This window comes from Massilia sp. UYP34, assembly GCF_056279385.1.
Genome location: NZ_JBWBRF010000021.1, coordinates 1 through 24962 on the forward strand (window position 1 = coordinate 1; position 24962 = coordinate 24962).

Genomic DNA, 24962 nt, shown 5'->3' on the forward strand with positions numbered 1-24962 from the left:
ACGGGGTTTCATCATGACGGCACTCGCTGGCTTGGTTCGATGTCAGGATTTTACCCAGCCGCAGGCGTCTCGGCCGAGGTTTTTAGAGGTGGCCTACATCTCGAAGCCGGCGATGCCTTGCTCGGCCAGGGTCGGCAATTGGGGCAGCGAGGCGACGCGCGTTTTGGTGGTCGCGCCATACACCTTGACCTTGCCGGTCTTGATATAGGAGGTGGTCGAGGTGGTCTGGTCGCACAGCAGGTCGATCTGGCCGCCGAGCAGGTCGTTCATCGCCGGCGCCGTGCCCTTGTAGGGCACGGTGGTCAGCTGCGTGCCGATGGCGCTCAGGAACAGCATGCCGCACTGGTGCGAGACGGCGCCGAGCCCGGCATTGCCCATCGTCAGTTTGTCCTTGTTGGCCTTGATGTAGGTGAGCAGTTCGGGCAGGGTGTTGGGCGCCAGGTCCTTGCGCGCCAGCAGCACCATCGGTACGTCGGCCACCTGGCCCACGTATTCGAAGTCCGTCATCGGATTGAAGGCCAGCTTGCGGTACAGCGCCGGGCTGGTGCTCATGCCATTGTGGTGCAGCAAGACGGTATAGCCGTCCGCTGCGGCCCGCGCCAGCTTGCCCGCGGCGAGCGTGCCGCCGGCGCCGGTGGCGTTCTCGACCACGACCGACTGGCCGAGCGACTTCGACATGGTCTGGCCGAGGATGCGGCCGATGACGTCGGTCGGGCCGCCGGCCGAGAAGGGAATGAGCATCGTGATTGCCCGGGCCGGGTAATCGCTTGCGTGGGCGGCGCCGGCGGCGGCCAGCGTCAATCCGGCAAACATCAGTTTTTTCAGCATTGTCGTCTCCTGTGCTTGTTGTGACGGGTGGTCCCGTTGTTTTGAACCATCCTAAGAGCTTATGGGAGGGCGCACGAAATACCTTTTTGTGATGTCAGCATCAGGGAACGGCATAGCTCGTCTCAGCGTCCGATCCAGGCCGCTCCCGGCCAGGCCTGCTGGTCCACCATCTCCTTCATCAGCGCGGTCAAGACGGGGGCCGCGGCGGCGCTGGCCGGGGACGGCCGGCGCGCGGCGGCGCGCGCCAGCACGATGCGGCGCGACAGGTCCGGCGTGCAGACCGGGGCGCCGGAGAGCGTTCCTCCCTGTAACTCTTCCAGCACGGCCGAGGTGGGCAGGATCGTGTAGCCGAAGCCCTTGGCGACCAGCGATTTCTGCAGGTCAAGTGCATTGGTCTCGGCCACGACGTCGACACGGATGCCGGCCACCGCCAGCGCGTGGTCGATGATGCTGCGCAGCCCGTGCGCCGCGTTCGGCAACACCATCGGACGGTCCTTGAGTCCCTTCAGGGGAAAAGGGTCGCTTTCCGTGAATTCGCCCGGCGGGCCGAGCACGTACAGGCGCTCGTCGACCAGCGCCTCGGCCTGCAGGCCGGTGGACGAGCGCATGTCATACAGCAGGGCCAGTTCGATGTCGCCCGCTTCCAGCCACTGCAACACATTGCCGGCATAGCCCACGGTGATGCTGACCGTCACCGCCGGGTAGCGGGCGCGCACCCGCGCGACCAGCTCGCCCGCCAGCAGCCGGCTGGTGCTGGCCAGCAGGCCGATCGTCAGCCGTCCCGAGACGCTCGTGGTCGCCGGCCCGATTTCCGCGCGCGCCTTGTCCAGCTCGCGCAGCGCGCGACGGCCGTACTCGGCCAGCGTGCGACCGGCGTCCGTGAGCACCATGCCGTGGCGTTCGCGCTCGAACAGCGGCACGCCGCATTCTTCCTCGAGCAGCCGGATATGGCGCGAGACGGCCGGTTGGACGAGGTGGAGCAGTTCGCCTGCTCGAGTGGCGCTGCCGGTCTCGGCGATCGCGATCAGGGTGCGGATTTGCTTGATGTCCATGAGCGTTTCCGGTGATGGATGAGCCATCAACATATTCGCTTTCTAGTGGCTTGGCAATTGCGATTCGTGATGGCCGCAGCTATCGCGGCGCGTGATGGAGGAATCACATTTTTCTATTTCTAAGAGACATCCATTCAAATCTATGATGTGTCATCAGATACCACTCCCATGGCCAACGATGACCTCCAACTATTTCGATAGAAGCCTGCTCCAGCAGTGGGTGGGCAAGACCGAGGTGCTGCACGACGTGGTGCGGCCGGACGCGGTGGCGGCCCTGGCCGCCACGCTGGATTATCCGGATGCGCCGGCCCAGGGCGAGGCGCTGCCGCCCCTGTGGCACTGGATCTTCTTCCACGCCGTCGCTCAGCAGTCGCAACTGGGCGAAGACGGGCACCCGAAACGCGGGGGCTTCCTCCCGCCGGTGCCGCTGCCGCGGCGGATGTGGGCGGGCGGGCGCTTCACCTTCCATGCCCCGGCGCGCATCGGCGAGGCCGTGGCGCGCACCTCGACCATCCGCAGCGTGCAGGACAAGGAAGGCGCGAGCGGCCGCCTGGTGTTCGTCACCGTTCAGCATGACATCGCGCAGGGCGGGGCGCCGGTGATCACCGAAGAGCACGACATCGTCTACCGCGACCTGCCGGCGCCCGACGCCGCGGCGCCGGCGGCGAGGACCGCCCCGACCGACGCGCACTGGTCGCGCACCATCCATCCCGATCCGGTGCTGCTGTTTCGCTATTCGGCGCTGACCTTCAACGGCCATCGCATCCACTACGACCGCAGCTACGTCACCGGGGTCGAAGGCTATCCCGGCCTGATCGTGCACGGCCCGCTCATCGCCACGCTGCTCATCGACCTGGTGCGGCGCGCGCTGCCGGACGCGGACATCGCGCGCTTCAGCTTCCGCGCCGTCGCGCCGCTGTTCGACACGGCGTCGTTCGCCGTCTGCGGAAAGCCCGGCGCCGATGGCAAGACCATCGACCTGTGGGCGCAGAACGAGCGGGGCGAACTGGCCATGCAGGCCGAGGCGACCCTGCGCTGAGCGCATCATTCCCATCATATCCAGGAGACCCACATGATCCAACCGGAGCAGGCGTACCAGGACATCCGCGACGCGGTCCGTTCGCTGTGCGAAGAATTCCCGTCGGAGTACTTTCGCAAGATCGACGAAGAGCGCGGCTATCCCGCGCAGTTCGTCGACGCGCTGACCCAGGCCGGCTGGATGGCCGCCCTGATCCCGCAGGAATACGGCGGCTCCGGCCTCGGCCTGACCGAGGCGTCCGTCATCATGGAAGAGATCAACCGCGCGGGCGGCAACTCGGGCGCCTGTCATGGCCAGATGTACAATATGGGCACCCTGCTGCGCCACGGTTCGGCGGCCCAGAAGGAACGCTACCTGCCGCAGATCGCCAGCGGCGCCTTGCGCCTGCAGTCGATGGCGGTGACCGAGCCGACCACCGGCACCGACACCACCAAGATCAAGACCACGGCGGTGCGCAAGGGCGACCGCTATGTCGTCAACGGCCAGAAGGTCTGGATCTCGCGGGTGCAGCACTCCGACCTGATGATCCTGCTGGCGCGCACCACGCCGCTGGCCGAGGTGACCAGGAAATCCGAGGGCATGTCGATCTTCATCGTCGACCTGCGCGAAGCGATCGGCAAGGGCCTGGCGGTGCAGCCGATCCTCAACATGGTCAACCACGAAACCAACGAGCTGTTCTTCGAGAACCTCGAGATCCCGGTCGAGAACCTGATCGGCGAAGAGGGCAAGGGCTTCAAGTACATCCTCGACGGCCTGAACGCGGAGCGCACCCTGATCGCCGCCGAATGCATCGGCGACGGCTACTGGTTCATCGACAAGGTCACCAGGTATGTGAACGAGCGCGTCGTGTTCGGGCGGCCGATCGGCCAGAACCAGGGCGTGCAGTTCCCGATCGCCAAGGCCTTCGTGAACATCGAGGCGGCCAACCTGATGCGCTACCAGGCCTGCGCGCTGTTCGATGCGGGCCAGCCTTGCGGCGCCCAGGCCAACATGGCCAAGATGCTGGCCGCCGACGCCTCGTGGGAGGCGGCCAACGCCTGTCTGCAGTTCCACGGCGGCTTTGGTTTTGCCGCCGAATACGACGTCGAGCGCAAGTTCCGCGAGACCCGGCTGTACCAGGTCGCGCCGATCTCGACCAACATGATCCTGTCGTACGTGGCCGAACACGTGCTCGGCCTGCCGCGCTCGTACTAGGAGATTGACCATGCGACCTCTGGATGGCATCACCGTCGTCACCCTCGAACACGCGATCGCCGCGCCGTTCTGCACCCGCCAGCTGGCCGACCTGGGCGCGCGCGTCATCAAGGTCGAGCGGCCCGGCGTGGGCGACTTCGCGCGCGCCTACGACACCCGCGCGCGCGGCATGGCCTCGCATTTCGTCTGGACCAACCGTTCCAAGGAGAGCCTGACGCTGGACGTCAAGCACCGCCAGGCCGCGCCGATCCTCGAGCAGCTGCTGGCCGGGGCCGACGTGCTGGTGCAGAACCTGGCGCCGGGCGCGGCGGCCCGCCTGGGCCTGTCCTGGGAGGCCTTGAAGTCGCGCTTTCCGCGCCTGATCGTGTGCGACATCTCGGGTTATGGCGCCGACGGCCCCTACCGCGACAAGAAGGCCTACGACTTGCTGATCCAGAGCGAATCGGGCTTCCTGTCGATCACCGGCTCGCCCGACGAGCCGGCCAAGGCCGGCTGCTCGATCGCGGACATCGCGGCCGGCATGTACGCCTACACGAATATCCTGGCCGCGCTGATCCAGCGCGGGCGCACCGGCGAGGGCGCCCACATCGACGTCTCCATGCTCGAGAGCATGGCCGAGTGGATGAACTACCCGCTGTACTACGCAATGGACGACGCCGCGCCGCCGCCGCGCGCCGGCGCCGCCCATGCCACCATCTATCCCTACGGGCCGTTCCCGGCCGGTGACGGCAAGACCATCATGCTGGGGCTGCAGAACGAGCGCGAGTGGGACCAGTTCTGCGCCACCGTGCTGCGCCAGCCCGCGCTGGCGACGGATGCGCGTTTCGCGTCGAATTCGGCGCGCGTCAAGGCGCGCCAGGAACTGCGCGCCATCATCGTCGACGTGTTCGCGCAGCTGACGGCCGAGCAGGTGCTTGCGCGCCTGGACGAGTCGCAGATCGCGAACGCCCACATGAACGACATGCACGACCTGTGGCGCCATCCGCAACTGGCGGCGCGCGCGCGCTGGGTCGACGTCGGCATCCCGGACGGAACGATCCCGGCGCTGCTGCCGCCGGCGGTCCCGAACACCTGGCAGGCGCGCATGGACCCGGTGCCGGCGCTGGGCGAGCATACCGAGGCGATCCTGTCCGGACTCGGCTACGGCAGCGCCGACATCGCCGCCCTGCGCGCCGAGAACGCCATCTGAACGACAGCCACGACAAAGGAAGAACATGAGCGACCACCCAAGCCAGGCGCTTGCCGCCTTCGCCGCGCAGCTGCGCTACGAGGACATCCCGCCAGCCGTCATGGCGCGCGCCGAAGACCTGATGCTCGACTGGTTCGGATCGGCGCTGGCCGGCAGGAACGGCCGGCCGGTCCAGTGCATCGAATCGTTCGCGCGCAAGATGGGCCCGGGCAGCGGCAGCGCCGAAGTCTTGATCTCGCGCCGCACCACGACGCCGCAGTTCGCCGCGATGGTCAATGCCGCCTCCTCGCACTACGCCGAGCAGGACGACGTGCACAACGGGTCGGTATTCCACCCGGCCACCGTGGTGTTCCCGGCGGTGCTGGCCGTGGCCCAGGCGAACGGCGCCAGCGGACGCGAGCTGATGACGGCGGCGGTGGCCGGCTACGAAGTCGGCATCCGCGTCGGCGAGTTCCTCGGCCGCTCGCACTACCGGACCTTCCATACCACCGGCACCGCCGGCACCGTCGCCGCGGCGGCCGCCGTCGGCCGCCTGCTGGGACTGACGCCCGAGCGCATGCTGCATGCCTTCGGTTCGGCCGGCACGCAAGCGGCCGGACTGTGGGAATTCCTGCGCGACGCCGCCGACTCCAAGCAGCTGCACACCGCCAAGGCCGCGAGCGACGGCCTGATGGCCGCCTATCTGGCGGCCGAGGGCTTCACCGGCGCGCGCCAGATCCTGGAAGGCAAGCAGGGCATGGCGGCCGGCATGTCGCGCGACGCCGATCCGACCCGGCTCACCGACGGCCTGGGCACGCGCTGGGCGACGGCCGAGACCTCGTTCAAGTTCCACGCCTCGTGCCGCCACACGCATCCGGCGGCCGATGCGCTGCTGCAGGTCATCCTGGCCGAGGGCCTGGCCCCCGAACAGATCGCCGCCGTGACGGCCCACGTGCACCAGGGCGCGATCGACGTGCTCGGCCCGGTGGTCGATCCGCGCACCGTCCACCAGGCCAAGTTTTCGATGGGGACGGTGCTGGGCCTGATCGCGCAGTTCAAGAGCGCGGGCCTGAACGAATTCGACGACGCCTACGACGACCCGCGCATCGCGGCCCTGCGCGACAAGGTGACGATGGTGCTCGACGACGAGGTGGACGGCGCCTACCCGGCGCGCTGGATCGGCAAGGTGACGGTGACCACCACCGACGGCCGGGTCCTCGAGGGCCGGGTCGACGAACCGAAGGGCGACCCGGGCAATACCCTGAGCCGGCGCGAGCTGGAAGACAAGGCGTTGCGGCTGGCGCGCTTCGGCGCGGCCGCCAGCGACGACGAGATGCGCGCCGTGTTCGAGCGCATCTGGCACATCGGCCGCGCGAGCGACGTCGGCCACTTCCTGGCGCCCCGGGAGCCGCGATGAACCCGCCAATCCCGATGCCGCGTTCTTACCTGTTCGTGCCCGGCAACCGGCCGGAGCGCTTCGACAAGGCGTGCGCGGCCGGGGCCGACGCCGTGATCGTCGACCTCGAGGACGCGGTGCCGTTCGCCGACAAGGCGGCCGCGCGCGACGCCGTCGCCGCCTGGCTCTCGGCCGACAAGCCGGTCCTGGTGCGGATCAACGGTGCCGACACTGCCTGGTTCGCCGACGACCTGGCCCTGTGCCGCATGCCCGGCGTGGCCGGCGTGGTGTTGCCCAAGGCCGAGCAGGCGGACGACGTCGCGCGCGTGTGCGCGGCCGGGGCCGCGGTGGTGCTGCCGCTGATCGAAAGTGCGGCGGGGATCGACCATCTGCGCGCGATCGCGTCGGCGCGCGGCGTGCAGCGCCTGATGTTCGGCTCGATCGACTTCCAGCTCGACCTGGGCATTCCGGGCGAGCGCGAAGAGCTGCTGTTCTTCCGTTCGCAACTGGTGCTGGCCTCGCGCCTGGCCGGGCTCGCGGCGCCGGTCGACGGCGTCAGCACGGCGCTCGACGATGCCGAGCGGCTGGCGGGCGACGCCCGGCATGCGCGGCAGATGGGATTCGGCGCCAAGCTGTGCATCCATCCGAAGCAGGTGGACGCCGTGAACTGCTGCTTCACGCCCGGAGCGGACGAGCTGGCGTGGGCCGGGCGGGTGCTGGAGGCGGCCGCGCGCGCCGACGGCGCCGCGGTGGCAGTGGACGGCAAGATGATCGACCGGCCCGTGATCCTGCGCGCGCAAGCCGTCGTCGACGCCCATGCGTTGCGCGCGGGGCTGGCCGAGGCCGTCAGGTGATGATGAATTCGTAGCCGGCCTGCAGCGAACCGATGACCTTGGCCTGGTTTTCCGGGCTTTCGCTGAACCCTATCAGCAGGTCGGTCACGGTGATCGCCCTGGTGTCCAGCGCCGCTTTCCAATAGGCGAATCCCGCGGCATCCGGCGCGCGGTCGAGCACGTTCGCATAGAACATGGTGATGATGTCGGCATGGGCGGCCCCGGCGCCGGCAAGCTTGCCGAATTCGGGCGAGTGGACGAACGCATCGGCCACCGCGTGCAGGCTCGCGCCGCCACCCATCTGGCCGATCCAGTAACCCAGCCCAGCCTTGTCCGGCGCGCGGTCGAAGGCCGCCTGGTACAGGCGATAGGCTTCGGCCGGAAAGCCCGTGGTCTCGTAGGAGATGGTAGCGCCGCCCTCGAAGGACAGGCGTTCGACGTTGCGCAGGGTATCGACGCCGTCCAGGCCCAGCAGGTCGGTGACCGTGATCGCGCCGTCCTTCACGCCGACCGCGTATTCGTCGCGATAGCCTTCCAGCACGAAGGTGTCGACGCCGGCGCCGCCGTCGACGATGTCGTCCGAACGGGTGCCGGCCAGCATGTCGTGGCCCGCGCCGCCGACGATGACATGGGTGGCTGGATGGACCGGCGCCCGGCCCTCGTAGACGTTGAGGCTGGCATAGGTGTCGTGATAGCCCTGGCTCCAGGCGGCGTCGATGTAGTACCAGCCGGTATAGGGGGCGACGAACGAGGCGTAGTCATAGCCGTAGGCGCCGCTGCCGTCGTCGCTGGCGATCTGCCGGCCCAGGTCGTCGAACACGCGCAGCACGGTGGGATCGACGACACTACCGCTCTGGACCGTGTAGGCCATGCCCCTGGTGGCGTGGAAGACGAACACGTCGTCCTGGCTGGCGTAGGGGTCATGGGTGCCGAAGTGCCCGATGCGGCCGTAATGCTGGCCAAGTTCCGGGTCGTGCACCGGCCGCAGGTCGAGCCGCCATGCCCAGTCCATCTCGGACGGCGTCAGGGTGTACCGGTGATCCTGGGAGTAGGTCGACATGATGAGCCTCGCGCACTGTGAGGTCTTCATTGTATGGCTGGGCCGGTCAGGCAATGTGTTGAAATGGTGTCGCTTTGTAACGGCGGCGCGTCAATTGCACGCACGTCGTTCGCGATCTGCATGCGAGGGCGTCGCCCGGGAAGGCGCGCAGCAGCCTGCCGCCGCCCAGGAAGGCCCGAAGCGGCGGCAAGCCGCTCCCTGGCGTCAGGCCACGCTGCCGGCCTCGACGTCCGACTCGGCCCAGGCATGCATCGCGCGGCGCAGCAGCCTGCGCTCGCGGTGGTCGATCACGCTGTCGGCGCGCACGATCTCGAGCATTCCCCTGAGGACCGTGCCGCGCAGGGTTTCGTCCTGCACCTCGTCCAGCAGGCGGTCGATCGTCGCGGGTGCGATCTCGACCATGGCGCCTTCGCAGTCGGCGCTCGACGCCAGCAAGTCACGGGTCAGCTCGCCCGCCGTCTCGTCGAAGGTGTCCTCGCTCACCCGCAACGCCCCGAGCACGCCGCTGCGGTGCAGGCTCTTGAGCTCCTGCGGCGCGATGCGGCCGTCGACGATCATGGCCAGCGCCAGCAGGCGACACATGGCTTTCGGGCTGTTGGTGGGGTAACTTCTCATTGCATTCCTCGCTTCAAAAGAACTGGGAGCCACCAATATACGGCGCTGCAAATCGAAAGTAAAATCGAATAATCTTTCAAAATCATTCCATTTTTTGGTGGTGTTGCATGATCAACTACAAGCACTTGCAGTACTTTCATGCCGTCGCGACGGTCGGTAGCGTGGCGCGCGCCGCGGAACAACTGCACGTGTCGCCGCAGGCGATCAGCACCCAGTTGCAGGTGCTGGAAGACCAGCTTGGCGAGGAATTGCTGCGCAAGCAGGGGCGGGGGCTGGCGCTGACCGAGGCCGGCAAGACGGTGCTGCGCTATGCCGATCAAATCTTCAGCCTTGGCAACGAGCTGGAGCAGGCGGTGCGGCGCGGCGTGTTCACGGAGACGGAAACCCTGCGCGTCGGCCTGTGCGACGTGATCGCCAAGACGATGGCGTTTCGCCTGCTGCAGCCGGCGCGCGATGCAGGCCTCGCGATGCACCTGGTGTGCAGGGAAGGGCGCTTCGCCGACCTGATGGAAGACCTGAGCGCGCACCGGCTCGACCTGTTGATCTCGGACCAGGGCCTGCCGCCCGGAGGCGCGGTGCGTGGCCACAGCCACCTGCTGGGGTCGAGCACGGTGACCGTGATCGCCCATCCCGCGGTCTGCCGGCGCTGGGCCGGGCCATTCCCGCAACGGCTGAAGGGCGCGCCGTTCCTGATGCCGGGCGAGGATGCCGCCCTGCACAGCCGGCTCAAGGCCTGGCTCGAAGCGCACGGACTGCGTCCCATCGTGGTGGGCGAATTCGACGACGGCGCCTTGCTCGGTTCGTTCGCCGGCGCGGGCGCCGGCTTCATGGCGGCGCCGACCGTGCTGGCGGACACGCTGTGCGCGCAGTATGGACTGGAGCAGGTGGGCGTGATCGAGTCGATCGTCGAGCAGATCTATGCCGTGACGGTCGAGCGCCGCGTGCACCATCCGGCGCTGCGGCGCATCCTGGAGCGGGCCCCGAGCGCTTTCGGACAGACGCCGACCTAGAACGGCGGTGCGGTGTCGTCGGGTGGCGGGACGTCGATGTCGATCTCTCGCTCGACCATGCCGGTAAGGTCGAGTTCCCGCAGCAGCGCGCGCGAATCGAACTGCGCGTAGCTGAGCGTCGGGTGCGCGCGCGGCGCCGCCAGCATGATCGGCAGGCGCGGGAAAAAGGGGCCGAGCCGCGCCAGCAGGGCGTCGCCGCTGCCTGCCCGCAGGCAGTCGGGATCGGCGAAGACGAGCGCCATCCGGACGCCGCGCACGGTGACGATGCCGCCCGTGAGGCTCAAATGCGGTCGCTTTCCTTGCGCACCACGCGGCCAATGACGATGCATTCGCCGCCCTGGCACAGCTTGCGGTGGTACTTGCGCCCGTCGACGTTGTCGGAGGTGAGCCACCACTGGCCGGCGTCGCGCGTCAGGCGCTTGACCACGGCTTCGCCTTCGTAGTTGAAGGCGTAGACGGCGCCGTCGACCGGCTTGGTGTCGAGCGTGTTGATGACCACGATGTCGCCCGCGTACAGCGAGGGCTCCATGCTCTCGCCCTTGACGTAGATGGCGATCAGGTGTGACGGGTTGAACTGGTTGCGCTCGATCCAGGTGCGGCGCATGCCGAGCGTGCCGCCGTCGCGCCGTTCGGGCTCGGTCTGGTAGCCGGTGATGCCGGCCGACAGCCGCAGCTTGACCATCGGGATCTGCACGAAGCCGTCGCCGTCGCCTTCGGCCGCCACGACCCGCAGGGCGTTGGTGACGCCGGCCGTACCGCCGGCGGGAAGCGGCGCGGCGTTCGCCGGCGCGCCCGACATGGGCGCCAGGATTTCGGGCGGCAGGCTGCGGCCCGTGACCCGCGAGATGGCGAGCAGCTGCTTCAGGTTCGGGCTGTGCTTGTCGTTTTCCCAGTGCGAGATATTGGCCTTGGTATTGCCGCGCTCGGTGCCGAGTTCGAGCGCCAGCCGCGCGCCGAGCGCCGCGCCGGACAGGCCGGCGGCGGTGCGCGCTTCTCTGACCCAACTCGCAATCGTCGTTTGAAGATCCATAGCGCCATGGTATAGGAAAACTATACGAAAGAGTATAGTTTTTATTTACTGATGTGGTATAGTTTTCCTAAACTTTGATTCACCGCATTGACGTGGCTCAGGGGCGATCACGCTTCCCATGTGCCGTTTCAGCGCGAAGCACGGGGGACACGATGATCATTGACACATATCTGCGCCTTGTCGGCGCCGGCCTGGCCGCACCGCTGACGCTGTCCGACCTGGGCATCCTGGTCGGCATCCTGACGGGCCTGTTGGGAGCGCTCGTCAACCTGGTGTACACCTGGCGCAAGGACCGCCGCGAGCAGCGCGAAAGCGACGCCGCGTGGGCCAGGCGCCGCGAGGAAAAGTGAGGGCGCCGTCCGCGTTGTCCGTGGATGAGCATCGATTGCCGGGCTGGCCCGCGCTCCAGCCCCGGTCGTCATCGAGCGCGAGCGCACGATGCCATCAACAGGTAACTTTGACACCGCCAACGTGACCGAGTCGCGACAGCCGGCGTTTGGGCACGGTCCCTGTAGAATGGCGGACCGCATCGACATCCATTCCGGAGCACTTTTTATCCATGGTTTTCCTTACCGTCCCCTATGCCGAAAAGGACGCCGCCAAGGCGCTCGGCGCCCGTTGGAACCCGACCCGCAAACGCTGGTACGTGCCGGACGGCGTGGCCACGGATCCGTTTGCCAAGTGGCTCGACGGCGGGCTCGACGGCGCCCCCGGCGCTGAGGCGCCGTCCGCGAAGCCGGGTCGGATCGACAGCTACCAGGGCAAGACCGTGGTCGGCCTGAACTACCTCGAACTGGCGCACGACTGCGATCCGATGCAAGCCTGCGCGAGCTGCACGGAGCGGCTGGCCGGCACGCCCTGGGCCCAGGCGCAGGCCGGATTGCGCTTGCTGGTCGGCGCGATGCCGGGTACGTCGAGCAAGTGAACGGCGCCTCCCGCGCCTTCATGCCAGGGTAAAGACCGCCGGACTCGAACACGACGTGGCGCCCCTGGTCCTCGGCGCGACCCGACCGTTCAGCAGGGCGAAGCGCGAGCGCGCACTGTTGCGCCAGCGGGTGCATGGGAAGCGCGCGTCTCGCATTCCTGCTGAGTAAACGCTAAGATGCCAGCTTGATAATATCGTTCAAGCGACGACATGACCATAGCGACCGCTGGCAGGCGCGCAGACGACCAGGCTCGCAGCAACCGGCGCCTGGGCGCAGGCATTGCCGTGTCGGTCTTGCTGCACGGCCTGTTGCTGTCGCTGCAATTCGGTGTGCCCGGCCTCGACCTCGGCGGCGGCGGACCGATCGAGGTCACCCTGGCGCCATCCCCTGCGGCGGCGCCGGCAACTGCGCCGATTCTTCCCTTGCCTGAAACGCCGGCGCCGCTTGCGCCACCCACGCCGCCGGCCCCGGCGCGCGGTTTGCGCCTGGTCGACCCGCCACCGCCGCCGCCGCCGATCGTCCAGGCCGAAGCGCGCCCGCCGGCCCAGGCCCGGCGGCCGAAGCGCGTCAAGCAGCCTGCGCCGAAGCGCAGGCTGCGCGCGGTGCCGCCCCCGGTGATCGTGGCCGCCCCCGACCCCGATTCGGCGTTCACCGTTCCCTTGCCCTTGCCGGACGTCGTCCCTGAACCGGCGAGCGATGCGCCAACACTGGCTGATGCGGCTGCGGACGAACCGCCGGCGGACCCGGCCGATGGCGCCGATCCTGGCGCGGATCTGGTCGCGCAGGAGAATGAAGAAGAGCGCGAGGACGCGCGCCAGCGCCTGCTGGCGGCGCAGCGGGAGCTGGAGCGGCTGGCCCAGGCGGAGCGTGACGCCGCCGAGCGCCTGGCGCAGGAACGCGTCGAGCAGGAGCGGCGTGAGCAGGAGCGGGGTGAGCAGGAGCGCCGTGTGGCCGAGGACGCGGCCCGGATCGCGCAACGGCGCGAAGCCGAGCAACGGCTTGCGCAGCAGGCCGCCGAGCAGGCGCTGCAAGAGCGGATGCGGGAACAGGCGCTGGCGCGCCAGCGCGCCGAAAACGAAGCGCTGCGCCAGGCGCAGATGCAGGAACAGGAGCGCGAACGCGCCGAACGGCAACGTCTGGAAGCGCAGCGTCTCGCGCAGGTGCAGGCAGAGGTCGAGGCCGAGGCCGAGCGCCAGCGCATCGAGGACGTCGCGCAACAACGACTGGCGCAAGAGCGCGCACGCCAGCTGGCGCAACAGCAGGCGGAACGACAAGCGGAACAGCGGGCGCAACAGCAAGCGGAACAGCGGGCGCGCGCCGAGGCTGAACGCCTGGCCCGCGAGCAGGCGGAAGAAGCGGCGCGCCAGGCATCCGCACAGCCGAAGCCGGCGCAGGCGAGCGGTCCTGGCGCGGCGGCGGAGGCGGTCGATTCCATGCCGATCGGTCCGGGCCAGGGCGCGGGGCGGGGCGCCGGCAGCGGCGGCGGCCAGCCCGGCGCCGGCGCACTGGCCGGCTTGCCCGGCAACCGCGCGCGCGAGCTGCTGCGCGGCGTGACCATTCCCAACGTGACTGCGCCCGCCACGCCGGCCGATCGGGCCATGGGCGGGCGCCGGGTGCTGGCCGATGGCGGCGAGCGCGACGCGCCGCTGCGCCTTTACGTCGACAGCGTGCGCCAGAAGCTGGAGCGCAACGCGGTGCTGGGCGGCGCGCGCCTGTCGCTGGGGGACGTGCGCATCGATCCCCTGGTCAGCGTGTCGCTGCGCAGCGACGGCAGCGTCGACGACGTCACCATCATCCGCTCGAGCGGGCGCGCCGACATGGACGACGCGGTGCGCCGCTTCGTGCGCCTGAACGCCCGCTATTCCGCATTTCCGCCGAATGTCGCCGCACAATTCGACATCATCGAGATCCGCCGCATCTGGCGCATGACCGATGGACTCAAGCTGATCGAAGAGATGCGCTGAGTCGTCCTGTGCGAAGAGCGCCACGCCGTTGCCCATCGCATCCGACCTAACTGACGCCGCCGTTCGCCATTTGATCCGCTGCAAAGCCGCGCCCGATGGACGCCGTACTCTGAACTGAATCGTTCACCTGCTGTGTCTATTTTTGATAGGCAACAATCATGGCTCGGCTTCGTTCAGTTGCAATAAGGGATTTCTCGAGCACCGCGTTTTGCGCTGCGCTTTGCGCTGCATCCGGCGCTGCGCTCAGCGTCGTTTCCATCGTGCGGCCATGCCGACCTCTGCGCGGGCGTGCGCCTGCATGCGCGCTCCCGGTTGCCCTGATGCTTGCCTTGTGTCTTGCCCTGTCGGCCTGTGCGACCGGCATTGGCTTTCGCGAAGCGGCGCGCCCGGGCGGTCCCGGCGATGCGCCGGCGCCCACCACCGAGCTGATCACCGAAACCCTGATCGAGAAAGAGCGCGCGGCGCAGGCCAGCGCTGCCCGGCAAGACCTCACACCCCTGTTCGTGTCCCAGCCGCCGCCTTACACCATCGGACGCGGCGACATCCTGTCGATCGTGGTCTGGGACCATCCGGAGCTGGCCGCCGGCGGCATGACCATGGCCGCCTCGGCCGCCGACAGTGGCGTCGTCCAGCCGAACGCGACGCCGCCCGGCTTCGCGGTCGACCACCAGGGCCGCATCCAGTTCCCCCTGATCGGCCTGCTCGCTGTCGACGGCAAGACGGAGGAAGAAGCGCGCGCTCTGCTCACCGGCAAGCTCGCGCGCTATATCGCCAATCCGAACGTCACCCTGCGCGTGCAGGCTTACCGCAGCCGCCGCGTCTACGTCGACGGCGAGGTGCGCACACCCGGCCTGCAGGCGATCGACGACATCCCGATGACCCTCGTCGAGGCGCTGAACCGCGCCGGCGGCATGCAGCCGGGCGCTGACCAGAGCCGCATCGTGATCGAGCGTGGCGACGCGCGCTACCAGGTCAATTTGCGCGAGCTGGTGCAGAAGGGCGTCAATCCGGGCGCCATCCTGCTGGCGCATGGCGACGTCGTGCGCGTGCATTCGCGCGACGAGAGCAAGGTGTTCGTGTCGGGCGAGGTGATCTCGCCGAAGGCGCTCACCATGCACAATGGCCGGCTCACGCTCAACGAGGCGCTCGGCGAGACGGGCGGCATCAGTCCCCTGAGCGGCGACGCGCGCCAGGTGTACGTGGTGCGCAAGGCGCCGGACCGTACCCGCGTGTTCCGGCTCGATGCGCGCGACTCCGGCGCGCTGGCGATGGCCGAGTCCTTCGAACTGCGGCCCAAGGACGTCGTGTACGTCGCCGCCTCGCCGCTGGCGAACTGGAACCGCCATCTGAGCCTGCTGTTCCCCGGCGCATTGACGAATGCCGTCGGTGTCACGAATCGTCCCTGAGCAGCGCCGCTGCCTGAGCCGTCCCGAGGAGTCTCGCCATGACCAGCCCGCACGAGGCGCATTCGCTGAAACAGGTCTCGCACAGCCCGCCAGTGCTGTCGGTGCCGTTCGACCCACTCCCGCCCGAGCCCTTGCCCGAAGAGCCGACGGTCGACCTGAAAGGCTATCTCAACACCCTCTACGACAGCCGCTGGCTGATCGGCAGCATCACGGCGATCATCACGATCGTCGCGGTGCTGTATGCGCTGGTGGCCAATCCGGTCTACGAAGCGAACCTGATGATCCACGTCGAGGAAGAAAGTCCGAACGCCTCGAAGAACATCCTGAGCGAGGCCTCGTCGCTGTTCGAGACCAAGAAGGCGGCGATCGCCGAGATGGAGTTGCTGCGCTCGCGCATGGTGGTCTCGCGCGCGGTCGACAACCTGCAGCTGTACGTCGAGGTGCACCCGAAGTACTTCCCGGTGCTCGGCTCGTGGTTCGCGAACCAGAACGGCGGCGCGCTGTCGAAGCCCGGGCTGTTCGGCTACGGCGGCTTCGTATGGGGTGGCGAGCGCGCAGCGGTATCGGTGTTCGAGGTGCCCGACAACTGGCTCAATCGTGAATTCGTGATCACCGCGCGCGCCAACAACCGCTACCGCTTTTCCGGAGGCGGCCAGCGTATCGCCTTCGATGCCAGCGTCGGCCAGCGCTACCGGGTGCAGACGCCGGACGGGCTGGTCGAGATCAAGGTCGACCGCCTGGTCGCCAATCCCGGCGCCCGTTTCAAGATCAAGCGCAAGTCGCGCCTGGGCACGATCCAGGGCATCCAGCGCTCCATGGTCATCACGGAGCAGGGCAAGCAGTCGGGCGTGATCGAGGTCAAGATGCAGGGCCAGGACGCCGACCGCATCAACAGTTTGCTGAGCGAGATTGGCCGTGAATACATGCGCCAGAACCTGGCGCGCAAGACCGAGGAAGCCGAAAAGTCGCTGGCTTTCCTGAACCAGCAATTGCCGATCCTGAAGCGCCAGCTGGAGCAGTCCGAAGACCGCTATAACCAGTTCCGCAATGCCCACGGCACGGTCGACCTGCGCGAAGAAGCGCGCATGAGCCTGGCGCAGGCGGCTTCTGCGCGTGCGCGCCGCATGGAACTGACGCAGAAAAAAACCGAATTGCTGGCCCGCTTTACCGAAGACCACCCGGTGGTCGCCGCCGTCAATCGCCAGCGGCGCGAGGTCGACGCCGAGATCGAGGCGATCGCGGCCCGCATCCGCACCTTGCCGGTGATGGAGCAGGACGAGGCGCGCCTGACGCGCGACATCAAGGTCAATACTGACCTCTACACGGCGCTGTCGAACACGGCCCAGCAGCTGCGCCTGATCTCGGTCGGCCGGGTCAGCAATGTGCGGCTGGTCGATGCGCCGATCGAGCCCGAGCGGCCGATCAAGCCGAACCGGCCGCTGATCGTGGCGCTGGCGGTGGTCACCGGCCTGTTCCTCGGCACCCTGATCGCTTTCACCCGCAAGGCCATGCGCGGCGGGATCGACGATCCCGCCAAGATCGAGCGGATGCTGCGGGCGCGGGTGGTGTATGCCACCATTCCGCACAGCGGCAATGAGGACAAGCTCATGCGCAAGGTGAAGCCGGACGGCGGATTGCCGCTGCTGGCCCAGGTGCTGCCCGAGGATCCCGCCGTCGAGAGCCTGCGCAGCTTCCGCGCCGCCTTGCGCTTTTCCATGCCCCACTTCAAGAACAATGTGGTCATGATCGCCGGCCCCACGCGCGGGCTGGGGAAATCCTTCGTGACCGCCAATTTCGCGGCGGTGATGGCGGCCACCGGCATGCGCGTACTGCTGATCGACGCCGACCTGCGCAACGGGCACCTGCACCGCTACTTCGGCGTCGATCGCTCGCCGGGCCTGTCGCGGGCAATCGTGGGCGCCATGCCGGTCGACGAGGTCATCCACCGAAGCGTACTGGATAACCTGGATTTCATCCCGACCGGAGAGTTGCCGACCAACCGTTCGGAGTTCCTGCTGCAACTGAACCTCGGTAATCTGCTCGAGCTGGTCAGTGAACGCTACGACCTGGTGCTGCTCGACCCGCCGCCATTGCTGGCGGTGGCCGATGCGCTCATCATCGGCGCCCATGCCGGCGCCGTGTTCATCGTGGCCCGCTCGGGCGTGACGACCGAGAACCACATCAACGAGTCGATCAAGCGCCTCAACCACGCCGGCATCTCGCCGCGCGGGGTGCTGTTCAACGACATGGCGCTACGTCTGGGCGAAGACCGCTCGCAATACGGGACGGCGCAACTGGGGTACGCGGCCTGAGGGGAGGGCGGCCGGCGCGCCGGCCGCCATCGTGCCTGCGTTGCTGCGCGTGCTGTTGCCTGACAGCGGCCGCGCCGCAGGGCAAGCTGGGAGCGCTTGCCTGGACGACGCCATGCGGCCGTTCCCGGTGATGGCGGCGCCGGGTCCATGCTGGCGCCTCGCGTGTCGCATCGACTGCGTTCCGGCACGTTGCAGCGACCGCGCTGCATCGGGAGCACCGCAATGGGCAGCGTGCAGGGGAAACTCCGACCTCACGCAGTGCGCCTGGGGGCCTGCGCGCAATGCACGGCAGCTATTCCAGCCTACGGCACACGGCAGTGATTCCACCATTCGGCGCACGGCAGCTATTCCATCCTACGGCGCACGGCAGTGATTCCATCATATGGCGTGCCGGCCAGCGAGTACTTCGGATGGCGACTGCGCCGCTCGGGGAATATTCCGGTCAGTGAATGCCGGCCTGTAAATTCAGGCCAATGAATAGCCGGCGAGTGAACAGGCCGGCGAGCGAACAGGCTGGTCAGCGAACAGGCTGGTCAGCGAACAGGCCGGCCAGCGAGCGCGCCAGCCAGCGCACTCACCGACTGGCCCAGGCGTACTCAATCCGGCGACAGGACCGACACGGGGGTGCGGTTGGTGCGTGGCGCGAGCAGCCAGTCCTTCACTGCCCGGCGGATGCGGAAGGTATTGCGCTCGAACGCCAGGTAGAACACATAGGCGAAGCCGACCAGGCCCAGGAACAGCGCGCCATACCAGAGGTAATCCAGCGTCACGAAGGGATTGAGCTGGTCACGTCCGAACGTCTTGCCGCCGATGTGGATGGCCAGGAAGATCAGCGGCAGGTGGGTGACGTACAGGGTGAACGAGAACTCCGAAAAGAAGGTGGCGATGCGGTTGATACGCAGGAAGCGCGGGGCGGAAGGGTCGACCCGCTGATGCAGCGAGGACAGCAACAGCAGCAGGGGAACGCTGCAGATCATGTCTTGCACGAAGGATTCCGGCACCAGTTCATTGGTGCTGCCGGTCAGCCGGTAATAGCTGAACAAGCCGATCGTCAGCAGGCCCAGCACCACGCGCAGGCCGTTTCCGCAATCCAGTTCGATGCGCGAGAATGCCGCCCCGAGCAGCCACAGCATGAAGTACATCGAGATCATCTTCGGCAGCACGATCACCAGCACCACGAAGGCGGCTGCGCAGGCAAGGCGCTTGAAGCGACCATGGCCGAACAGCACCAGGGCCAGCAGCGGGAACTGCACGTAGTACCAGGTCTCGTAGGTCAGGCTCCACAAGGCGTAGTTGCCGCCAAAATTCGGGACGAGGAACGTCTGCAGGCCGAGCAGGTTGCCGACGAAGCTCGAGGCCGAGTAGTCATTGGACGGCGACAGATCGATCGCCCCGGGCTGCGCCACGCCGATGGCCAGGCCGACCAGGAGAATCAGCAACAGGGTCGGCAGCAGGACGGTCCACAGCCGGGTGACGCGGTCGATCGCGTAGTTGGCGAGGGCGCGCGGCTGGTGCAGGCGGTTCAACAGGCTGCCGCCGACGAGCCAGCCGCTGATCAGGAAGAACACCACCACCGCCTGGTGGGCGAAGCCGGTCACGAAGGCGAATACCTGGTAAGCGAACGTCGGGTCTTGCAGTGAGCGCAGGCCGGGATAGATTTCGGAGCGCAGGTGGCCAGCGGCGACCTCGAGCGCTGCGATGCCGCGCAGCAGCGAGAGCGCCAGCGATTGCATGGGATGGTCGTGCAGGTTGGATTGGTTCCGACAGCGGATCGTGGGAAGCGAGAGGGACGGCATGGTGAAGCTCCTTTCTGCGTGAGTTAGCAGGCATCCCAGGGATAGGGATGGCTATTGCCCGACAGCGCCAGGGCCACCAGGATCATCCAGTAACCGACGTGCGCGAATTCCATCAGCCAGGCGCCGACCGCGAATACCGGCAGCGACCACCAGATCGCCGGCAGCAGCCGAGCCCGCTCCAGGTCGCCCGACCAGGCTGCGCCAAGCAGGCTGACGGCGGCGCCCAGCACCCAGCCGCTGAACGCCTCGGCGGCCGTATGCTCGCCGGTCGCCACCAGCATGCCTGCGAAGGCCATGCCCAGCAGCAGGCCGAGCGCCAGGCCCAGCCGCGCCGCCAGCTGGCCCCGGTGCAACAGCAGCACCCAGGCCGCAAATGGATACAGCGCCCCGACCAGCGTGGCGTGGCCGCTGATCGCCTTGAACTCGAGCATGGAGAAATCGGTGCCCCAGCCCAGGTGCGCGATCTTGGTGCCGCCGACCAGCGCCACCGCCGCGCCGAAACACGCCCCCCAGCGCAGCGCCGTGCGCCAGGCCCCGGCGGCCAGCAGCCAGGCCGCCAGCGCCGCTCCCAGCGGCAGCGCGACATCGAGGTCGCCCAGGTGCAGGACGCGCAGCATCGCTCGACCATCCATGTGGTGCTCAGCGAACGATCGCGGCCAGGGTGCGCAGGATGATCTTCACGTCGATCCAGAACGTGCGTTCGCGCACATAACGCACGTAGTAGTGCAGCTTGGCCGGCAGCACGGTGTCGATATAGGCGCGCTCCGGGTCGCCCGCGCGCGCCAGCACCGCGTTCTCGTCCTTGTACAGGATCGAGGCCCAGTCGGTGATGCCAGGCGCGACCGACAGCACGATGCGGCGCAGCGGCTCGGGATAGTGGGCCACGTAGCACGGCACTTCGGGCCGCGGTCCGACCAGGCTCATGCTTCCATTGACGACGTTGAACAGCTGCGGCAGCTCGTCCAGCTTGTAGCGGCGCAGCACGGCGCCGGCGTGGGTGATGCGCGGGTCGGCGCCGACCGTGAGCGCCAAGCCGCCGTCGAGTCGCTGGTGCATGGTACGGAATTTGTAGATCGTAAACAGCGCGCCGCCGCGCCCGACGCGCTGCTGGCGGTACAGCACCGGGCCCGGCGAATCCCATTTGATCCACAAGGCGATCGCAAGCAGCAACGGCGACAGCAACAGCAATCCCGCCAGCGACGCCGCCAGGTCGAACAGGCGCTTGCTCATGACAGCAGTCCGTGCAGCGCCGCGATTACCCGCTCCTGGTCGGCGTCGCTCATGCGGGTATATAGCGGCAGGGACAGCATCGCCCCGAAGGCTGCCTCGGCGACCGGGAAGTCGGCGGGGCGCAGGCCGCAGCTGTCGCGCCAGTAGGGCTGGCGGTGCAGCGGGATGAAGTGAACGCTGGTGCCGATGCCGCGCTCGGCCAGCCTGGCGATCAGCGCATCGCGTGCACCGTGCGCCGTGCTTTGGCCGAGCGCGCCATCCTGCGCCGCGCGGTCCAGGCGCACCACGTACAGGTGCCAGGCGTGGGTGGAGCCGGAACCCGGCGCCGGGCGCGCCGGCAGGATCAGGGGCAGCCCGGCCAGCGCCGCGTCGTAGCGCTCGGCCAGTGCGGTGCGGCGCTGCTGGAAGCGGTCGATCTTGCGCAGCTGCTCGATGCCGATCGCGGACGCGATATCGGTCAGGTTGTACTTGAAGCCGGCGGCGACCACCTCGTAATACCACGATGGGGTGCGCGCGGTATAGCGGTCGAAGGCGTCGCGGCTGATGCCATGCAGGCGCATGCAGCGGATCCGTTCGGCCAGGCGCGGGTCGCGCGTGACGACCATGCCGCCCTCGCCGGTGGTCATGGTCTTGTTGGCATAGAAGCTGAACACCGTCACGTCGCTGTCGAGCGTGCCCACCAGCCGGCTGCGGTGGCGCGTGGGAAAGGCATGGGCCGCATCCTCGATGACGCGCAGGCCGTGGCGGCGCGCGAGATGGCCGATGGCGTCCATGTCGGCGGCCATCCCGGCGAAGTGCACGGGGACGATGGCGCGCGTGCGCGGCGTGATCGCGGCGGCCACCGCGGCCGGGTCCAGGTTGAGGGTGTACGGGTCGGCATCGACGAACACCGGCCGGGCGCCGAGGTAGCGCACGACTTCGGCGCTCGCGGTGAAGGTCAGGGTCGGCACGATGACTTCGTCGTCCGGCTTGACGCCGGCCGCCTCCAGCGCCAGATGCAGGCCGGCGGTGGCGGAATTGACGGCGATCGCCTCGACCTCGCCGCCGAGGTAGTCGCGAAAGGCCGTTTCGAAGCGCCGCGTGACGGGGCCGGTGGTGACCCAGCCCGAGCGCAGGCAGGCTTCGACCGCGCGGATCTCTTCTTCGCCGATGTCGGGCAGGGCGAAGGGCAGGAAGGACTCGGCAGAGGCAGCGGCGGCAGGGGGAGGAGCGGAATCGGATGCGGTCCGGTCAGGCATGGTGGGTCTCCTGTGCGAGTACGGCGAGGAAGCGGCGGGCCAGGACCGGATAGCTCAGGTGGTCCAGCACGTGGCGGCGGCCGCGCTCGCCCAGCGCCCGGCGGGTGTGTGGATCGAGCGCCATCAGGCGCGCCAGTCCCTCGGCCAGGGCGGACGGATCGTCGGGCGCCACGCTGATGCCGCAGCCGGTTTCGGCCACCGGATCGTTGCCGGCCTCGACCGCATGCAGGACCGGGCAGCCTGCCATCATGTAGTCGAGAAGCTTGTTGGGCGCGATGCCGAAGCGGTACAGAGGCTGGCGCCGCCACCCGAGGAAGGCGATGTCGAAGCGCGCCAGCAGGGCCGGGATGGCGCGCTTCGGGACCGGATCGGCGAAGTGGACGTGATCGAGCCCGAGCGCGCGCGCCTGGCGCCGCAGCCGGTCCTTCTCGGGCCCGGCGCCGACCAGAACGAAGGAAAGCGGCCGCTGGCGCAGCAGGTGGGCGGCGTCGAGCAAGGTGTCGAGCGCATTGGCCAGGCCGTGGCTGCCGGCATAGCCGACGATCAATCGTCCCGCGGCGCGCAGGCGGTCGAGGAGAGCAAGGACGGGGACCGCGGCGGGCGGCAACGTGTCCGATCCGTGGCATGGCGCGTCCGCTTGTGGCGGCAGGGAGCTGGTGGCCGGCCATTCGTCCGGATCGATGCCGTTCGGGATCAGGTGCAGCTTGTGCGGCGCCATGCCGCGCGCCTCCAGGTGCTGGCGCACCCGGGGCAGGATCGAGACGATGGCGTCGGCGTGGCGGCAGGCATGGTTCTCGGCCGCCTGGAGCAACATGATGAAGGGATGGTGGCGCGAATGTCCGCCAAGTTCCATCGGCGACAGCGGCCACAGGTCGTGCACCTCATGCAGCAGGCGCGCTCCCGCCAGGCGGGCGATCCGGTGCGCCGGCCAGATGTCGAGCGGATAGGTGCTGGAGGCGATCACGGCTTGCGGCGCGACGGTCCGCGCCAGGCGCGGCGCCTCGCGCCACAGGCGCGCCACGAAGGCCAGCATATTGCGCACGCGGCCGGCGCCATTGCCGGCGTAGTCAGGGGTGCGCAGCCAGGTGTAGTGGATGCCGTCGATGTCCTCGTTGAGGCGGCTGCGGCCGGCCATGGCGGGGCCCTGGCGGCGCAGGTGCGAATGCGAGGCGGCCACGATCTGCACCCGGTGCCCGGCGCGGACCCATTCGCGCGCCAGGTAATAGGGGCGGTACTCCATCCCGTGATGGACCGAGCCGGCGTAGTGGTTGATGAGCAGGATGTTCATAGTCGTCATGGGCGTCATCTGCTTCAGATGCGCCAAGCCATTTCCTCGACCAGCCGCCGCCAGTTGCAGCGGGTATTCTCGATCCAGTTGGTTTCCCATTGCACCGGGTGGGTGAGCATGCAGATGCGGTCGTAATGGCCGAGGGCGGCGAAGGGCGACATCGGCGTGTAGTAGACGGGATGCTTGCGGTCGCTGATGTACAGGTCGAAGCCGCGCAGCAATTCGGCGTCGTAGGATTCGCACTCGATGCCGCAGCGGGTGCGCAGCGCGCGGTCACGCAGCAGCTCGTGGTTGATCACGTTCAGGCGGCGGTTGGCGAAGTCGCCATGGCTGGCCACGGTGGCCAGCGGCGCGCCCAGGCGCGCAGCGATCTGGGCAATATTGCGTGCAAACAGCTCGCGGATCTCGGGAAAGCGCAGGCGCAGCTCGTCGCCCTTGCGGATGCGGTGGCGCTTGGCGAAATCGGCGACTTCCTCGTAGTGGTAGCTGGCTTCGCTGCCGGCCGCTTCGATCTCGCGCATGAAGCCGTAGTCGAGGGTGCACAGGCGGAAGTAATAGCTGGCGCGGACCCCGTGCCGCGCCTCCAGCGCGAACATCTTCTTTGCCGTGCGCAGGTCGCTGTCGATGTCGTGGCGATGCACCAGCGTCTTGCGCGGCGCCTCCTGGTGGTTCAGGTTGCGGAAGAAGCTGCGCACCGATATCTGTGCGTAACCGGCGTCGTTCGCCGCCTGCAGCAGCGCTGCGTATTCGCCGAGCCGGCTGGGCATCAGGTAGTCGGCATATACCCGGTTGAAGAAAGTCTTCATTGCAGTGAATACTGCGCACGGTAGGGCTGGAAGCCCAGGATGGTCTTGAACGTCTTGAGCCCGGGCTGGGCGCCGAAGAAGGTGTCGTACATGACGTAGCGCACCTGCCGTTCGTCGATCAGGCGGCTGATGGCTTCCACCAGCAGCAGGTGCATGATGCCGTCGTTATTGCGATAGCCCAGCATTTGCGAAAAGGCGGCGAAATTGCCGTAAATGCCCAGGCTCGCATAGGCGACCAGTTTCCCTTGCGGATCGAGAATGCCGTGATGACGGAAATGCGGCAGCGTGTCGAATGCCTCGCATTTTTCGGTATATTTAGCGTCCATCGGCCGGCCTTGCCGCGTATCGAGCGAGGTATTGATGGCATGGATGTCGTCGATATAGTCGTTGCGGTCGATGTCGACGAAACGGTAGCCGCGGTTGCGCGCCCGTTTCGCGTGATAGCCGCCATGGTTTTTCGCCTTGATCTGCTCGTGGTAGGCATGGCGGTCGGCAAAGCGCGACAGGTCGATCAGCGCCGCGCCGACGGTCTTGGCGCGAATGATGCGAAAACGCGGATGCGGCCGGGTAAAGGCGCGGTAGGTCGTGCGGATATCCGCCGGATCGATATACTCGTGAAAGCAGAGTTTCGCTACCGGCAAATTAATGGCTTGAATAAATGTATTGTAGTGTTGCAAGAACATATTCTCACCTGTCTGTCTGCATTACACGATAAGGTTGATTGCCGCGCGATTCCTTGAAGCCGCTTAAATAATGGGCGCTGGGCGGCAT

The 24962-nt window shown here is 67.8% G+C and carries 23 protein-coding genes and 1 pseudogene; 11 read left to right on the forward strand and 13 right to left on the reverse strand.

Annotated elements, in window-relative coordinates; all coding sequences use genetic code 11:
• Window positions 1–96: 96 nt before the first annotated feature.
• Both ACZ9AQ_RS20960 and ACZ9AQ_RS20965 read right to left on the reverse strand, forming a co-directional pair.
• A pseudogene (locus tag ACZ9AQ_RS20960) lies at window positions 97–828 on the reverse strand (tripartite tricarboxylate transporter substrate-binding protein); the annotation flags it as partial.
• A gap of 122 nt (window positions 829–950) precedes the next feature.
• Window positions 951–1880 carry a LysR family transcriptional regulator gene (locus ACZ9AQ_RS20965; protein ID WP_429205113.1) on the reverse strand — a complete coding sequence of 310 codons (930 nt, stop codon included), beginning with the start codon at window positions 1878–1880 and terminating at the stop codon, window positions 951–953.
• A gap of 178 nt (window positions 1881–2058) precedes the next feature.
• Between ACZ9AQ_RS20965 and ACZ9AQ_RS20970 the strand changes: the two genes are divergently transcribed.
• The 5 genes from ACZ9AQ_RS20970 to ACZ9AQ_RS20990 are packed head-to-tail and all read left to right on the forward strand — an operon-like array spanning window position 2059 to window position 7531.
• Window positions 2059–2919 carry an HTD2 family dehydratase gene (locus tag ACZ9AQ_RS20970; RefSeq protein WP_429205112.1) on the forward strand — a complete coding sequence of 287 codons (861 nt, stop codon included), beginning with the start codon at window positions 2059–2061 and terminating at the stop codon, window positions 2917–2919.
• Between the two features lie 33 nt (window positions 2920–2952).
• Complete coding sequence (locus ACZ9AQ_RS20975; protein WP_429205110.1) at window positions 2953–4113, forward strand: acyl-CoA dehydrogenase family protein; 1161 nt, start codon at window positions 2953–2955, stop codon at window positions 4111–4113.
• Window positions 4114–4123: 10 nt separating this feature from the next.
• Complete coding sequence (locus ACZ9AQ_RS20980) at window positions 4124–5302, forward strand: CaiB/BaiF CoA transferase family protein (RefSeq protein WP_429205108.1); 1179 nt, start codon at window positions 4124–4126, stop codon at window positions 5300–5302.
• A 25-nt stretch (window positions 5303–5327) separates the two neighbouring features.
• Complete coding sequence (locus ACZ9AQ_RS20985; protein WP_429205106.1) at window positions 5328–6698, forward strand: MmgE/PrpD family protein; 1371 nt, start codon at window positions 5328–5330, stop codon at window positions 6696–6698.
• Window positions 6695–7531: an HpcH/HpaI aldolase/citrate lyase family protein gene (locus ACZ9AQ_RS20990; protein WP_429205104.1), complete on the forward strand. Its 837-nt coding sequence runs from the start codon at window positions 6695–6697 to the stop codon at window positions 7529–7531. Before ACZ9AQ_RS20985 ends, ACZ9AQ_RS20990 begins: the two co-directional genes overlap by 4 nt.
• Here the strand turns inward: ACZ9AQ_RS20990 and ACZ9AQ_RS20995 are convergent.
• Both ACZ9AQ_RS20995 and ACZ9AQ_RS21000 read right to left on the reverse strand, forming a co-directional pair.
• Window positions 7524–8570, reverse strand: coding sequence for a DUF4214 domain-containing protein (locus tag ACZ9AQ_RS20995; protein WP_429205103.1), 1047 nt, complete (start codon window positions 8568–8570; stop codon window positions 7524–7526). The genes ACZ9AQ_RS20990 and ACZ9AQ_RS20995 overlap by 8 nt on opposite strands.
• A 204-nt stretch (window positions 8571–8774) precedes the next feature.
• A complete protein-coding gene (locus ACZ9AQ_RS21000; RefSeq protein WP_429205102.1) occupies window positions 8775–9185 on the reverse strand; it encodes a tellurite resistance TerB family protein in 411 nt (136 codons plus the stop codon).
• 107 nt (window positions 9186–9292) lie between these two features.
• On the opposite strand from ACZ9AQ_RS21000, the gene ACZ9AQ_RS21005 reads away from it, so the two are divergent.
• Window positions 9293–10195: a LysR family transcriptional regulator gene (locus ACZ9AQ_RS21005; protein ID WP_429205100.1), complete on the forward strand. Its 903-nt coding sequence runs from the start codon at window positions 9293–9295 to the stop codon at window positions 10193–10195.
• On the opposite strand, the gene ACZ9AQ_RS21010 is transcribed toward ACZ9AQ_RS21005, so the two are convergent.
• Both ACZ9AQ_RS21010 and ACZ9AQ_RS21015 read right to left on the reverse strand, forming a co-directional pair.
• Window positions 10192–10479: a hypothetical protein gene (locus ACZ9AQ_RS21010; protein ID WP_429205098.1), complete on the reverse strand. Its 288-nt coding sequence runs from the start codon at window positions 10477–10479 to the stop codon at window positions 10192–10194. The genes ACZ9AQ_RS21005 and ACZ9AQ_RS21010 overlap by 4 nt on opposite strands.
• Window positions 10476–11225, reverse strand: coding sequence for a S24 family peptidase (locus ACZ9AQ_RS21015; protein ID WP_429205097.1), 750 nt, complete (start codon window positions 11223–11225; stop codon window positions 10476–10478). Before ACZ9AQ_RS21015 ends, ACZ9AQ_RS21010 begins: the two co-directional genes overlap by 4 nt.
• Window positions 11226–11377: 152 nt before the next feature.
• Between ACZ9AQ_RS21015 and ACZ9AQ_RS21020 the strand changes: the two genes are divergently transcribed.
• The 5 genes from ACZ9AQ_RS21020 to ACZ9AQ_RS21040 all read left to right on the forward strand — a co-directional run bounded on the left by ACZ9AQ_RS21020 (window position 11378) and on the right by ACZ9AQ_RS21040 (window position 17833).
• Window positions 11378–11575, forward strand: coding sequence for a phage holin family protein (locus ACZ9AQ_RS21020; RefSeq protein WP_429205095.1), 198 nt, complete (start codon window positions 11378–11380; stop codon window positions 11573–11575).
• Between the two features lie 209 nt (window positions 11576–11784).
• Window positions 11785–12150 carry a DUF5710 domain-containing protein gene (locus tag ACZ9AQ_RS21025; protein ID WP_429205093.1) on the forward strand — a complete coding sequence of 122 codons (366 nt, stop codon included), beginning with the start codon at window positions 11785–11787 and terminating at the stop codon, window positions 12148–12150.
• 210 nt (window positions 12151–12360) lie between these two features.
• The gene (locus ACZ9AQ_RS21030; protein ID WP_429205092.1) at window positions 12361–14115 is read left to right on the forward strand and encodes an energy transducer TonB; all 1755 of its coding nucleotides are present in this window, start codon (window positions 12361–12363) and stop codon (window positions 14113–14115) included.
• Between the two features lie 320 nt (window positions 14116–14435).
• Window positions 14436–15521 (forward strand): polysaccharide biosynthesis/export family protein, encoded by a 1086-nt coding sequence (locus ACZ9AQ_RS21035; RefSeq protein ID WP_429205091.1) that lies wholly within the window; start codon window positions 14436–14438, stop codon window positions 15519–15521.
• 38 nt (window positions 15522–15559) lie between these two features.
• Window positions 15560–17833: a polysaccharide biosynthesis tyrosine autokinase gene (locus tag ACZ9AQ_RS21040; protein WP_429205090.1), complete on the forward strand. Its 2274-nt coding sequence runs from the start codon at window positions 15560–15562 to the stop codon at window positions 17831–17833.
• A 596-nt stretch (window positions 17834–18429) separates the two neighbouring features.
• Here the strand turns inward: ACZ9AQ_RS21040 and ACZ9AQ_RS21045 are convergent.
• The 7 genes from ACZ9AQ_RS21045 to ACZ9AQ_RS21075 form a co-directional block, all read right to left on the reverse strand.
• Window positions 18430–19566: an acyltransferase family protein gene (locus tag ACZ9AQ_RS21045; protein ID WP_429205087.1), complete on the reverse strand. Its 1137-nt coding sequence runs from the start codon at window positions 19564–19566 to the stop codon at window positions 18430–18432.
• Between the two features lie 86 nt (window positions 19567–19652).
• The gene (locus tag ACZ9AQ_RS21050) at window positions 19653–20261 is read right to left on the reverse strand and encodes a hypothetical protein (RefSeq protein WP_429205086.1); all 609 of its coding nucleotides are present in this window, start codon (window positions 20259–20261) and stop codon (window positions 19653–19655) included.
• 7 nt (window positions 20262–20268) lie between these two features.
• On the reverse strand, window positions 20269–20859 hold the full coding sequence (locus tag ACZ9AQ_RS21055) for a sugar transferase (RefSeq protein WP_429205085.1): 591 nt from the start codon (window positions 20857–20859) through the stop codon (window positions 20269–20271).
• Entirely contained in the window at window positions 20856–22097 is a 1242-nt protein-coding gene (locus ACZ9AQ_RS21060; RefSeq protein WP_429205084.1) for a DegT/DnrJ/EryC1/StrS family aminotransferase, read from the reverse strand. Before ACZ9AQ_RS21060 ends, ACZ9AQ_RS21055 begins: the two co-directional genes overlap by 4 nt.
• Complete coding sequence (locus ACZ9AQ_RS21065) at window positions 22090–23394, reverse strand: glycosyltransferase family 4 protein (protein ID WP_429205083.1); 1305 nt, start codon at window positions 23392–23394, stop codon at window positions 22090–22092. The genes ACZ9AQ_RS21060 and ACZ9AQ_RS21065 overlap by 8 nt, the downstream gene beginning before the upstream one ends.
• A 14-nt stretch (window positions 23395–23408) precedes the next feature.
• Complete coding sequence (locus tag ACZ9AQ_RS21070) at window positions 23409–24191, reverse strand: polysaccharide deacetylase family protein (RefSeq protein WP_429205082.1); 783 nt, start codon at window positions 24189–24191, stop codon at window positions 23409–23411.
• Complete coding sequence (locus tag ACZ9AQ_RS21075; RefSeq protein WP_476108360.1) at window positions 24188–24874, reverse strand: hypothetical protein; 687 nt, start codon at window positions 24872–24874, stop codon at window positions 24188–24190. Before ACZ9AQ_RS21075 ends, ACZ9AQ_RS21070 begins: the two co-directional genes overlap by 4 nt.
• Window positions 24875–24962: the final 88 nt, after the last annotated feature.